Raw genomic sequence first — 13,366 nt, 5'->3', positions numbered from 1 at the left:
TCACCCCACCGGGCAGCCGGCCGGGGTGATCCTTTGGGCGCCGGCCGGCCGGCCGCAGATGATCCTGCTGTGGATCCGGCCGTCCGGATACGTGATCTCGACGACGTCGAGACCGTGGCCGGACTGGGCCTCGTACGGGATGAACCCGCGGAACGTGATCGTGCCGGTGGGCATCGTCTGCAGGTGCACGGCGTACAGGTTCGCCCACGTCTCCGCGGCGCTGTTCACCTTGTCGCCGTGGCTGGCGGCGTCGTACAGGGCGTTCGTCGCGCTGTACGAGATGACCGACTGCCCGCTCGCGAACAGGCCGTCCTGATAGGGCTTGGAGGCCGGCAGCCGCGGCAGCTTGCCGCCCCCGGGCAGCAGGCCCTCCAGGGTTTGGTGCGACTCCGTGTAGAAGCCGTCGTTCCGGCCGCGGCCCATCGGGGCGAGCGCCGTGTGGTAGAGCGTGACGTCCGCGGCGAGATCCGTACTGTCGTCGAAACGCGCCTTGGTCAGGTCGTCGCCGGTGAAGACCGTGATGGGTTTGTCCGCACAGCCCTGGGCGAGCCGGCCCATCAGGTTGTTGACGTCCTCGACCCGCCCGGCGAAGTACAGGGCGTCCGGTGCCGGGTCCGCCTCGCAGATCTTCTGGACCGGCTTGTCGAGATCGGCGCTGTTACGGCGGCCGAGGCTGTACTCCGCCAGCGGGGACAGCTCGAACCCGGCCTTCTTCAGCATCGTCCGGCCCACCTTGCGCTGCTCCACCGTGTAGCGGTCCTTGTCGTTGTTGCCCAGCCTGCGGGAGAGCACGAGGGCCCGCGGGTGCGGGGACTTCCCGGCCACCTGCCGGGCCACCACGGCCAGTGCGTCCGCCTGCTCCTCGTCGGTCGCCGCGATGCCGAAGTAGTTCGAGTAGTCCTTCGCCAGATAGCCGCCGGAGTTGGTCGTGTCCACCACCGGGAGGCCGGCCTCCTGAAGCAGCTCGGTGGCCCGGGGACTGTCGGTGGTGTCACGCCCGAGCCCGACCACCCCGACGACCGTGCGGTCCTTCCGGGCCACCTCGATGATCTTCTTCACCGCCGGTATCTGCTGGAGCATGTCCTGCCCGCCATTGGCGGTCAGCACCTTGAGCTTGACGGAGTAGTGCAGCTTGTTGGTGCGGTGCTGGTACAGATACACACCCGTCAGCTCCTCCAGGGCCTTGCGGGTGCCCTCAAAGGACGTGGCGGTGAACGGGCCCGCGTAGATGACGGTGACGTAGTCGTCCCCGGGCATGATGGCCGCGTTCTCCTGTGCCACCGCCCGCTCGATCCGGTCGAAGGTGACGCCCTTGCCGGAGCCGTTCAGCGCCAGGGCGTTGCCCGACGCGAAACGCACCTGCGTGGTCGTCGACACGCCTATGCACTCCTTCGGCCCGCCGCCCTGACCCACGAGCTTCACCGAGTCCGTGTTCACGTCGGTGAGCGGACCGTGGCAGTACCGGTCCGCCAGCCGGCTGCTCACCAGGAAGGTCGCCAGCAGGGCGCCGACCAGGAGGCACGCCACGGTCGTCCGCGACATCACCCACCAGACCCACGTCCTGCGCACCCGCGTCGTGACCAGTTGCGCGTGCGCGTGCTCATGGGTCAGCTGCTCGGTCGAGAGCGGCAGCCGCAGCACCCAGGCGAGCGTGGCGGCGGCCGTCGGGGACTGGCCGATGCTGAGATGGCTGATCCAGTCGTCGTAACGGGCCCGCGCCGCGCCGGTGTGCGTGGGCAGCGGCTCGGCGGGCAGCGGCGGGGTGTGCCGCAGTATCTCGGCCGCCGGCAGTGACGCCAGGAGCAGCAGCGGATCCACCTCGCTGCGCCGGGAACGGACGTTGTTGATGGCGTTGATCAGCTGGATGCCGCCGTTGCTCTGGCCGGCGAGGGGAAGGAACACCACCGGCGGCACGGTGCGCTTCCCGCGCCGCCAGTCCAGCGCGTGGGGGCGGTAGTTGTTCCGCAGGTCCTCCAGCAGCGCCTGGACCCGCAGCTCCAGGTGGAACTGGCGGGACTGCTCGTCGCCCGCCGCCGCGTCGGCCACCCGTCCGGCGACCACCGCGGCCCGGACCCGGATGACCCGCCACGACCCGCTCGGCGAGAACCGGGACCAGCCGTCGGACGGATAACCCGTGCCGGCCGCGGCCAGCGACGAGGTGGTGGCGAACCATCTGCTGGCCCGCCGCAGCCACAGCAGCGGCGGCGCCGACGTCGTCATCAGCCGGACGACCGCGAGGCCCAGCACCGCGCCCACGGCCACCAGCGTGGTGGGCACCCAGCCGATCTCGCCGAGCAGCACACCGAGCACCGCGATGACGACGGCCCCGAGGAACGTCTCCGGCCGCACCGACTCCCGGAACGCGCCCAGCCAGTTGCGCGGACCCCGTCGGCTGACCCGCCAGCGCAGCGTGCTCAGCTGCTCCAGGATCCGTTCGTCGCGGTCATCGGGTGAGCCGCCGTGGTCCGGCTCCCGGACCACCGCCGCGGTGGCCTGCTCGATGGCGCCGAGCAGTCGTGAGCGGGGGAAGACGAAGGGCTTGTACTGCGAGCTGCTCCGGGTCTCCCACGGCTTCTCGGTCAGCGTGCGGACCATGTCGAGGGCCGCCTCGTACGGCGTCTCACCACGGCCGTCGAGCAGTTTCAGCGGCACCCGGCGCAGCTGGTTGGCGTGGTGGACCAGGCGCACGATCTGCTCGACCCTGGCGTCCACGGCGGGCGGGACGTCCGCGTCGGCGGCCTGGAGCACCACCAGCGGCATCACCGGCCGGTTGTCCCGGTACCGGTCGATGAGCTGCTGCACGAAGTGGAAGACGGCCGAGGCCGCCTCGTTGTCCGCACTGTCCCGCCATGTCTCGCGCGCCATCGCCCCGTGCCTTCCCTCGCGAAAAGAGCCAGGAACCACTCAATAACCGATGATGCGTGAGAGGCGCAGGCAATTGTAGGGATCAGCCCGGGATTGGCGGGAAGACCCGCGGGACATCAGGCGGGAAGCGTGACGAAATCAATCAATTCCTCGACGCGGCCCAGGAGTTCGGGCTCCAGGTCCCGGTAGGAGCGGACCGAGGACAGAATGCGCTGCCAGGCCGCGCCGGTGTTTTCCGGCCACCCCAGCGAACGGCACACGCCGGTCTTCCAGTCCTGGCCGCGCGGCACCACCGGCCAGCCGCCGATTCCCACCGACGACGGCTTCACCGCCTCCCACACGTCGATGTACGGATGACCGACCACCAGGACGTTCCCGTCCGAGATCTGTGCCGCGATACGGGACTCCTTGGAACCCGGCACCAGATGGTCGACCAGCACACCGAGGCGCGCGTCCGGGCCCGGCGAGAACGCGCGCACGATCGCCGGCAGGTCGTCGATGCCCTCCAGGTACTCGACGACCACTCCCTCGATCCGGAGGTCGTCGCCCCAGACCCGCTCGACCAGCTCCGCGTCGTGCCGTCCCTCCACGTAGATCCGCCCGGCCCGCGCCACCCGCGCCCGCGCCCCGGGGACCGCCACCGAGCCGGAGGCCGTACGGGCGGGCCGGACGGGGCCGCCGGACGACGGCCGCACCAGCGTGACCACCCGGCCCTCCAGCAGGAAGCCGCGCGGCTCCATCGGGAAGACCCGGTGCTTGCCGAACCGGTCCTCCAGGGTCACCGTCGGCCCCGCGGCCGTCTTCTCGCAGCGGATCACCGCGCCGCAGAAGCCGGTGATGGCCTCCTCCACGACCAGGTCGGGATCGGCGGGCACCTCGGGGGCGGGGGCGGACTTCTTCCACGGCGGGGTCAGGTCCGGCTGATAGCTGCGCATCGGACGACGATAGGACGGGACGGCCTCACGACACGCCGAAGAGCCCGGCCAGCGCGTCGCGCTGCGCCCGGACGAACGCGGCGTCCACCACCGCTCCGTGGCCAGGCACGTACAGCGCGTCCTCACCGCCCAGCGCCAGCAGCCGGTCCAGCGCGGCCGGCCAGCGGGAGACGACCGCGTCCGGACCCGCCTGCGGCTCACCGGACTCCTCGACCAGGTCGCCGCAGAGGACGACCGCGGGCGAGCCCGGCACCAGCACCGCCAGATCGTGGCCCGTGTGCCCCGGACCCACGTCGGCCAGCAGTACCTGGCGGCCGCCTCCGAGGTCGACCGTCCACTCCCCGTACACCTGGTGGTGCGGGGCCACCAGCACGTCCACGGCCTCCGCCGCGTCCCGTTCGGACACCCCGTGCGCCACCGCGGAGCGGTGGAGGCCGTCGGCCCCGGCCCGCAGCAGATCCGTCAGACCGGCCGCCCCGTACACCCGGGCCCCGGCGAAGGCCGCCGTGCCCAGTACGTGGTCGAAGTGCGGATGGCTCAGTGCGATATGTGTCACCCTCCGGCCGAGCAGCCGCTCGGCCCGGGTCCGCAGTTCGACTCCCTCCCGGAGCGTCGAACCGGTGTCGTAGAGCAGGGCACCGTCCGCTCCGGCCACCAGTGCGGCCGTCGCGTCCCAGCGGGGCAGCCGCCGCCGGCCCACACCGTCACCCAACCGCTCCCAGCCGAACTCTTCCCAAGCGACGTCCATACGGAGACGCTATCGGCAACGACCTGCGCGGTCTCGGGGTAGCGTGGCCGGTCGCCCTTGCTAGGGGCCCACCCCGTCGCCGTACACTGACCGGGGGATCGCTGGCACTCGAACGGACAGAGTGCCAGAGCAAGTCCCGGGAACGACCCGAGATCGACCGAGGTAGACAGCTGGAGGTGTGCGCGATGCTCAGCGAACGCAGACTCGAAGTGCTGCGCGCCATCGTCCAGGACTATGTCGGCACCGAGGAGCCCGTCGGCTCCAAGGCGCTCACGGAGCGGCACAAGCTGGGGGTCTCCCCGGCCACCGTCCGCAACGACATGGCGGTGCTGGAGGACGAGGGCTTCATCGCCCAGCCCCACACCAGCGCGGGACGCATCCCTACGGACAAGGGCTACCGGCTCTTCGTCGACCGGCTCGCGGGCGTCAAGCCCCTGTCGTCGCCGGAGCGCAGGGCCATTCAGAATTTCCTCGACGGCGCGGTCGACCTCGACGATGTCGTGGGACGGACCGTACGGCTGCTCGCGCAGCTGACCCGGCAGGTCGCCGTCGTGCAGTACCCCTCGCTGACCCGCTCGACGGTGCGGCACGTGGAACTGCTCCTGCTCGCCCCCGCCCGGCTGATGCTCGTGCTGATCACGGACACCGGCCGGGTCGAACAGCGGCTGGTCGACTGCCAGACGCCGTTCGGTGAGACCTCTCTCGCCGATCTGCGGGCCCGGCTCAACAGCCGGGTGGTGGGACGCCGCTTCGCGGACGTCCCGCAACTGGTGCAGGACCTGCCGGAATCCTTCGAGAGCGAGGACCGGGCGACCGTGTCCACCGTGCTCTCGATCCTGCTCGAAACCCTCGTCGAGGAGACGGAGGAGCGGCTGATGATCGGCGGCACCTCCAACCTCACCCGCTTCGGGCACGACTTCCCTGTGATGATCCGGCCGGTGCTGGAGGCATTGGAGGAGCAGGTCGTGCTGCTGAAGCTGCTCGGCGAGGCCAAGGACTCGGGCATGACCGTACGAATCGGGCACGAGAACGCCCATGAGGGCCTCAACTCCACGTCCGTCGTCGCGGTCGGCTACGGTTCGGGCGACGAGGCAGTCGCCAAACTCGGCGTGGTCGGACCGACCCGCATGGACTACCCCGGAACGATGGGAGCGGTACGCGCAGTGGCACGTTACGTCGGACAGATCCTGGCGGAGTCGTAAGTGGCCACGGACTACTACGCCGTACTCGGCGTGCGCCGCGACGCTTCGCAGGACGAGATCAAGAAGGCCTTCCGGCGGCTCGCACGCGAGCTGCACCCGGATGTGAACCCCGACCCGAAGACCCAGGAGCGGTTCAAGGAGATCAACGCCGCTTACGAGGTGTTGTCGGACGCCCAGAAGAAGCAGGTCTACGACCTCGGCGGTGACCCGCTGTCCGCCTCCGGCGGAGGAGGCGCGGGCGGCTTCGGACAGGGCGGCTTCGGCAACTTCTCCGACATCATGGACGCGTTCTTCGGCACGGCGTCGCAGCGCGGACCCCGTTCGCGCACCCGGCGCGGCCAGGACGCCATGATCCGGCTGGAGATCGACCTTTCCGAGGCGGCCTTCGGCACGACCAAGGACATCCAGGTCGACACGGCCGTCGTCTGTACGACCTGCAGCGGAGAGGGCGCCGCACCCGGCACCTCGGCCCAGACATGCGACATGTGCCGCGGCCGCGGCGAGGTCTCCCAGGTCACCCGGTCGTTCCTCGGCCAGGTCATGACCTCGCGGCCCTGCCCGCAGTGCCAGGGCTTCGGCACGGTCGTGCCGACCCCCTGCCCGGAGTGCGCAGGCGACGGCCGCATCCGCTCGCGGCGCACCCTCACCGTGAAGATCCCCGCGGGTGTCGACAACGGCACCCGCATCCAGCTCGCGGGCGAGGGCGAGGTCGGCCCCGGCGGCGGCCCGGCCGGCGATCTCTACGTCGAGATCCACGAGCTGCCGCACGCGGTGTTCCAGCGCCGCGGCGACGATCTGCACTGCACGGTCACCATCCCCATGACGGCGGCGGCCATCGGCACCAAGGTGCCGCTGGAGACGCTCGACGGCCTGGAGGAGGTCGACATCAGGCCGGGCACCCAGTCCGGCCAGTCCGTCCCGCTCCACGGGCGCGGCATCACCCACCTGCGGGGCGGGGGCCGCGGCGACCTCATCGTGCACGTCGAGGTGATGACCCCGACGAAGATGGACCCCGAACAGGAACGCCTCCTGCGGGAGCTGGCGAAACTGCGCGGCGAGGAGCGGCCCACCGGCCAGTTCCAGCCCGGTCAGCAGGGCCTGTTCTCGCGTCTGAAGGACGCGTTCAACGGGCGCTAGTCCAGCGCCGTTCCCAGCGTCGGCACCGTACGGGCCCGGGTTTCCGGGCCCGTACGGCATTGCGGACATAACGTGGCCACGGGGTGCGCATCACGGGACAGGAAGGACATGACACGATGCCGTCATGCCATCCGCGTTGACCGATCTCTGCCGGTATCCGATCGTGCAGGCCCCGATGGCGGGCGGAGTCTCCTGCCCGCAGCTCGTCGCCGCCGTGGCCGAGGCCGGCGGGCTCGGCTTCCTGGCCGCCGGGTACAAGACCGCGGACGGCATGTACAACGACATCAAGCAGGTCCGCGGACTGACCGGCCAGCCCTTCGGCGTCAACCTCTTCATGCCGCAGCCCAACCTCGCCGACCCGAGCGCCGTCGAGGTGTACCGGCACCAGCTCGCGGGCGAGGCAACCTGGTACGAGACCCCGCTCGGTGAGACCGACTCCGGCGGCGACGACGGCTACGAGGCCAAGCTCGCCATCCTGCTGGAGGACCCGGTCCCCGTCGTCTCCTTCACCTTCGGCTGCCCGACCCGCGACACCCTCGACGCGTTCGCCGCGGTGGGCACGTTCACCGTCGTGACGGTCACCACGCCCGAGGAGGCCCAGGCCGCGCAGTGGGCGGGCGCCGACGCCGTCTGCGCCCAGGGCGTCGAGGCGGGCGGCCACCAGTCCACCCACCGCGACGACCCACAGGCCGACGGCATCGGGACCGGGCTGCTCAGCCTGGTGGCCCAGGTCCGCGAGACGGTACAGATCCCGGTCATCGCCGCCGGCGGGCTCATGCGCGGCTCCCAGATCGCCGCGGTGCTCGCGGCGGGGGCCGATGCCGCGCAGCTCGGCACCGCCTTCCTGATCTGCCCCGAGTCCGGCGCCCATCTGCTCCACAAACAGGCCCTGACCAACCCGCTGTTCGTCCGCACCACCCTGACCCGGGCCTTCTCCGGGCGCCCGGCCCGCGGCCTGGTCAACCGCTTCGTGCGCGAGCACGGGCCGTACGCCCCGGCCGCCTACCCCCAGGTCCACCAGCTGACCGCCCCGCTGCGCAAGGCCGCGGCCAAGGCAGGGGACGCACAGGGCATGGCCCTGTGGGCGGGCCAGGGGCACCGGATGGCACGCGAGCTGACGGCCGGCCGGCTCGTCGCGCTGCTCGCCGAGGAAACCGACGCCGCACGGGCGGCAGTGAGCACAAGGAGCACGCAGTGACGGCACCCGTCTTCGTCGTCGAACAGATGCCCACGGGCCCCGGGTTCGTCCTGGAGGGACCGGAGGGACGGCACGCCGTCTCGGTGAAACGCCTGCACGCCGGCGAGGACGTCGTCCTGACGGACGGCCGGGGCCACTGGGCGCAGGGCGTGGTGACGGCCGCCGAGGGCAAGGACCGGCTGGTGCTCACCGGCCTGGAACCCGTCCACGAGGAACCCCGCCCCGGCATCCGTATCACCGTCGTCCAGGCCCTGCCCAAGGGCGACCGCGGCGAGCTCGCCGTCGAGACGATGACGGAGACCGGCGTCGACGCGATCGTGCCGTGGCAGGCCGGGCGCTGCATCACCCAGTGGAAGGGCGACCGGGGCCTCAAGGCCCTGACGAAGTGGCGCGGCACGGCCCGCGAGGCCGGCAAGCAGTCGCGCCGAGTGCGGTTCCCCGAGGTGGCGGACGTGATGACGACCAAGCAGGTCGCCGCGCTTGTGGCCACCGCCGACTTCGCGGCCGTCCTGCACGAGGACCGCGGCTACGACAGCGAGCCGCTGGCCACCGTCGCCCTGCCGGAAGCGGGCGAGATCGTGCTGGTCGTCGGCCCGGAGGGCGGCGTCTCGCCCGACGAGCTGGCCGCGTTCGCCGCCGCCGGGGCCCGGACCTGCCGGCTCGGACGGACCGTGCTGCGCACCTCGACGGCGGGCACCGCGGCAACCGCCCTGCTGCTGGGCCGCACCGGCCGCTGGTCATGAATCGGGCCGTTTCCCGCAACCTTGGCCGGTTCTGGCCGCAATCCGTCTACCGCACCGTCAGGAGCGGTGGGAAGCTGCCCGTATGGGGACATCAAGGGCATGGCGCAATCGCAGGATCCGTCGCTTTCCGGCCGTGATCTGCCTCGCGGGCGCGGTCGTCGCCGGACTGTCGGCCTGCGATCCGGTCAACGGCCTGAACTCCGCGTCCGTCGCGGTGACGACCGACCGGACCGCCACCCGCGCGCTGGAGCACGAAGGGGTGAACGTGCAGTGGCTGAGCTGCACGGCACGGACCGCGGGCGGGGGCGCGAGCGCCGCCTCCCGGACCGGTCCGTCCACCGCCGTCACCAGCCGGGTCGCCGACGTCACGTGCAACGGACGCACCAAGGACGGCAAGGACATCAGCCTCGACGGCAAGGTCGACCGCGAGGTCAAGGGCCAGTGCGTCAGCGGTGACATGACAGCGAGGGCGGGCGGGAAGACCGTCTTCCGCGCCACGATGCTCGGCAACTGCGACGCCGCGCCCCCGACGTCCACGCCGCCCCGGCTCCCGGCGGGCGGCAGCGGGGGAGGTGCCCGGCCGACCGCGACCGTCACGGTCACCGTGACCGCGTACCCCCAGGGCAAGTGAGGTCCGGGGCGTCGCGGGCCGGGGGCGGGACTCCGCGGACACGGCCTACGTCGGACTCCGGCCAACCCCGTTTCCCCGGGCCCGGCCTCGGCCTAGGGTGATCGATGTGACGCAGCCTTCCTACCTCCGGTACCCCCATGTCCAGGGCGACCTGATCGCCTTCACCGCCGAGGACGACGTCTGGCTGGCGCCGCTCGACGGCGGCCGAGCCTGGCGAGTCAGCGCAGACAACCGACCCGTCACCCAGCCGCGGATATCTCCCGACGGCACCCTCGTCGCCTGGACGTCCACCCGGGACGGGGTGCCCGAGGTGCACCTGGCCCCTGTCGACGGCGGCCCCTCCCGGCGGCTGACCTACTGGGGCGACGCGCAGACAGCCGTCCACGGCTGGACGCCCGAGGGCGACGTGCTGGTGCTCAGCACCCAGGGCCAGGTCTCGCTGCGCCGCACCTGGGCCCGCGCCGTACCGGTCGACGCAGGCCCCGCACGGACCCTCCCGTACGGGCCCGTCGGATCCCTCGCGTACGGGCCCGGCGGACGGATCCTGCTGCTCTCGGCCACCATGGGGCGCGAGGCCGCCAAGTGGAAGCGCTACCGGGGCGGCACGGCCGGCAAGCTCTGGATCGCCACCGAGGAGACCCCCACGGACGGCTCCCCGCAGGAGTTCGTACGGGTCAACGAGGAGCTCGACGGCAACATCGAGTGCCCGATGTGGGTGGGCGAGCGCATCGCCTTCCTCTCCGACCACGAGGGCGTCGGAGCGGTCTACTCCTCCCTCCCCGACGGCACCGGTCTGCGCCGGCACACCGGCATCGAGGGCTTCTACGCCCGGCACGCCACCACCGACGGCACCCGGGTCACCTACGCCAGTGCCGGAGAGCTCTGGCTCCTCGACAGCCTGGACAGCGACGAGCCCCGCCGCCTCGGCATCCGGCTCGGCGGCCAGCGCGCCGACCTCCAGCCGCACCCCGTGCACGCCGGCAGCCAGCTGAGCGCCGCGTCCCCGGACCGCACCGGCCGCGGCAGCGCGATCGGGTCCCGCGGAGCCGTCCACTGGGTCACCCACCGCGAGGGCCCGGCCCGCGCGCTCGCCGTCGAACCCGGCGTACGGGCCAGGCTGCCCCGCACCTTCCAGGCCGACGGCGACCAGCACGTCGTCTGGGTCACCGACGCCGAGGGCGACGACGCACTGGAGTGCGCACCCGCCACCGGCACCTCGCCCGGCGCCACCCCGCGCCGGCTCGCCGCGGGACGCATCGGCCGGGTCCTCGACCTGGCCCCCGCCCCCGACGGCAGCCGCTTCGCCGTCGCCGCCCACGACGGACGCGTCCTGATCGTCGAACGGGAGAGCGGCGAGGTCCACGAGGTGGACCGCGGCGAGCACGGCGACGCCTCCGGGCTCGTCTTCTCACCCGACTCCTCCTGGCTCGCCTGGTCGCACCCCGGCCCCGAACCGCTCAGCCAGCTCAAGCTCGCCCACCTCGCCGACCTGACGGTCGCCGAGGCCACCCCGCTGCGGTTCCGGGACTTCGCACCCGCCTTCACCGCCGACGGAAAGCACCTGGCCTTCCTCTCCGAGCGGGCCTTCGACCCGGTCTACGACTCGCACGTCTTCGACCTGGCCTTCATCGGCGTCTGCCGGCCGCACCTGATGACGCTCGCCGCGACGACCCCCTCCCCGTTCGGGCCGCAGCTCCACGGCCGCCCGACCGAGCGGGAGAAGAGCGCGGAGGGCGACGACAACCCCACCGCGCTCCCGGTCACCCGCATCGACCTGGACGGCCTCGCCGACCGGATCGTGCCGCTGCCCGTCGAGGCCGCCAGCTACTCCTCGCTCCGGGCCGCGAAGGACGGGCTGCTCTGGCTGCGCCACCCGGTCACCGGAGTCCTCGGCACGAGCGGGGCCACGCCCGACGCCCGCCGCCCCGAGACCGTGCTGGAGCGGTACGACCTGGAGAAGCTGCGCTGCGAGGAACTCGCCTCCGACATCGGCCGGTTCGCGGTCAGCGGCGACGGCAAGCGGCTGGTCCTGCACAGCCACGGCAAACTGCGCGTCGTGCCGTCCGACAGCCGCGTGCCGGGGGGCCCGGACGACGACGACGGCGAGGGCAGCGTCACCGTCGACCTCTCCCGGATCCGCCGCACCCTGGACCCGGCCGCCGAATGGCGGCAGATGTACGACGAGGCCGGCCGCCTCATGCGGGACAACTTCTGGCACCCCGACATGGCCGGTGTCGACTGGCCCGGTGTCCTGGACCGCTACCGGCCGGTGCTGGAGCGCGTCGCCACCCACGACGACCTCATGGACCTGCTGTGGGAGGTACAGGGCGAACTCGGCACCTCCCACGCCTATGTGCGGCCGTCCGGCGGATGGCACGACGACGCGGCCCGGCAGGGACTGCTCGGCGCCGACATCTCCCGCGCCGACGACGGGAGCTGGCGCATCGACCGGATCCTGCCGTCGGAGACCTCCGACCCCGCGGCCCGCGCTCCGCTCGCCGCACCGGGCGTCGCGGTCCGCACGGGGGACGCGATCGTGGCCGTCGACGGCCACCCCGTCGACCGTGTCACCGGCCCCGGACCGCTCCTCACCGGCTCGGCCGGTCACCCGGTCGAGCTGACCGTCTCCCCGGCCGACGGCGGTGACCCGCGCCATGTCGTCGTCGTCCCGATCGCCGACGAGGAGGCGCTGCGCTACCACGCGTGGGTCGCCGACCGGCGCGGCTACGTCCACGAGCACTCCGGCGGACGCCTCGGCTACGTCCACATCCCCGACATGGCCGGACCGGGCTGGGCCCAGATCCACCGCGACCTGCGCACCGAGGTCGCCCGCGAGGGGCTGGTGGTGGACGTACGGGAGAACCGCGGCGGCCACACCTCGCAGCTGATCGTGGAGAAGCTGGCCCGCCGCATCGTCGGCTGGGACCTGCCGCGCGGCAGCCGGCCCCAGAGCTATCCGGGCGACGCGCCCCGGGGGCCGGTCGTCGCCGTGGCGGACGAGTTCTCCGGCTCGGACGGCGACGTCGTGAACGCGGCGATCAAACTGCTGGGCATCGGCCCGGTGGTCGGCACCCGCACCTGGGGCGGCGTGGTGGGCATCGACAGCCGCTACCGGCTGGTGGACGGCACCCTGGTCACCCAGCCGAAGTACGCCTTCTGGCTGGAGGAGTACGGCTGGGGCGTCGAGAACCACGGCGTCGACCCGGACGTCGAGGTCGTCATGACGCCGCAGGACCGTGCCGCGGGGCGGGACCCGCAGCTGGACGAGGCGATCAGGATCGCGCTGGAGTCGCTGACCCGGACCCCGGCGAAGACGGCCCCGCCCCTGCCCGAGCCGCGGAACCAGGGCCCCTCCGGAGCACCGTAGCCGGGGCTCCGCCCCGTACCCCCCCCGCTCCTCGGTCGCCGACGAGGCCGGACATCCGAGCCGTCCGGCGGTCGAGGAGCGGGCGTACGGGGGAGCGCCCCCGAAAAGGCCCGCGCCCGTCCGGCTAGGCTGCTCCCGTAACGGATCGCCGAGACCGAGGAGCGCCCCATGGCAGGAGAACCGCAGCCCGACTGCCTGTTCTGCAAGATCGTCTCGGGTGACATCCCGGCCACCATCATCCGGGAGACCGACACCACCGTCGCCTTCCGCGACATCAACCCCCAGGCCCCCACCCACGTGCTCGTCATCCCGCGGCTGCACTACCCGGACGCCGCGTCCCTCGCCGCCGCCGAACCGCAGGTCCTCGCCGACATCCTGCGCGAGACCGGTGAGGTCGCCGCCGACGAGAAGATCGCCGGCACCGGCTACCGGGTCGTGTTCAACACCGGCGCCGGGGCCGGGCAGACCGTCTTCCACGCACACGCGCACGTCCTGGGCGGCCGCGGCCTCCAGTGGCCGCCCGGCTAGCGGCGGACCCAC

Annotated in this window: 10 protein-coding genes; 7 read left to right on the top strand and 3 right to left on the bottom strand. The window is 72.4% G+C overall.

Annotated elements, in window-relative coordinates:
• From ACIO3R_RS00750 to ACIO3R_RS00740, 3 genes are all read right to left on the bottom strand, one after another.
• The gene (locus ACIO3R_RS00750; protein ID WP_402101917.1) at positions 1-2,865 is read right to left on the bottom strand and encodes an ABC transporter substrate-binding protein; all 2,865 of its coding nucleotides are present in this window, start codon (positions 2,863-2,865) and stop codon (positions 1-3) included.
• A gap of 116 nt (positions 2,866-2,981) precedes the next feature.
• Entirely contained in the window at positions 2,982-3,800 is an 819-nt protein-coding gene (locus ACIO3R_RS00745; protein ID WP_402101915.1) for a DUF3097 domain-containing protein, read from the bottom strand.
• 25 nt (positions 3,801-3,825) lie between these two features.
• Positions 3,826-4,548, bottom strand: a complete 723-nt coding sequence (locus ACIO3R_RS00740) for an MBL fold metallo-hydrolase (protein WP_385033812.1) — start codon at positions 4,546-4,548, stop codon at positions 3,826-3,828.
• 185 nt (positions 4,549-4,733) lie between these two features.
• Between ACIO3R_RS00740 and hrcA the strand changes: the two genes are divergently transcribed.
• The 7 genes from hrcA (at position 4,734) to ACIO3R_RS00705 (ending at position 13,354) form a co-directional block, all read left to right on the top strand.
• Positions 4,734-5,750 carry a heat-inducible transcriptional repressor HrcA gene (gene hrcA, locus ACIO3R_RS00735; RefSeq protein WP_073735980.1) on the top strand — a complete coding sequence of 339 codons (1,017 nt, stop codon included), beginning with the start codon at positions 4,734-4,736 and terminating at the stop codon, positions 5,748-5,750.
• The gene (dnaJ, locus tag ACIO3R_RS00730) at positions 5,751-6,887 is read left to right on the top strand and encodes a molecular chaperone DnaJ (RefSeq protein WP_327336794.1); all 1,137 of its coding nucleotides are present in this window, start codon (positions 5,751-5,753) and stop codon (positions 6,885-6,887) included.
• Between the two features lie 124 nt (positions 6,888-7,011).
• A complete protein-coding gene (locus ACIO3R_RS00725; RefSeq protein WP_402101913.1) occupies positions 7,012-8,085 on the top strand; it encodes a nitronate monooxygenase in 1,074 nt (357 codons plus the stop codon).
• A complete protein-coding gene (locus ACIO3R_RS00720) occupies positions 8,082-8,828 on the top strand; it encodes a 16S rRNA (uracil(1498)-N(3))-methyltransferase (protein WP_402101911.1) in 747 nt (248 codons plus the stop codon). Before ACIO3R_RS00725 ends, ACIO3R_RS00720 begins: the two co-directional genes overlap by 4 nt.
• A gap of 133 nt (positions 8,829-8,961) precedes the next feature.
• Positions 8,962-9,459 carry a hypothetical protein gene (locus ACIO3R_RS00715; protein ID WP_385033800.1) on the top strand — a complete coding sequence of 166 codons (498 nt, stop codon included), beginning with the start codon at positions 8,962-8,964 and terminating at the stop codon, positions 9,457-9,459.
• A gap of 106 nt (positions 9,460-9,565) precedes the next feature.
• Entirely contained in the window at positions 9,566-12,826 is a 3,261-nt protein-coding gene (locus ACIO3R_RS00710) for a S41 family peptidase (RefSeq protein ID WP_402101908.1), read from the top strand.
• A gap of 168 nt (positions 12,827-12,994) precedes the next feature.
• On the top strand, positions 12,995-13,354 hold the full coding sequence (locus ACIO3R_RS00705; RefSeq protein ID WP_385033794.1) for a histidine triad nucleotide-binding protein: 360 nt from the start codon (positions 12,995-12,997) through the stop codon (positions 13,352-13,354).
• Positions 13,355-13,366 lie beyond the last annotated feature (12 nt).

This window comes from Streptomyces sp. NPDC087428 (genome assembly GCF_044744085.1).
Lineage (GTDB): Bacteria > Actinomycetota > Actinomycetes > Streptomycetales > Streptomycetaceae > Streptomyces.
This window is presented reverse-complemented; position numbering and strand designations above follow the sequence as displayed.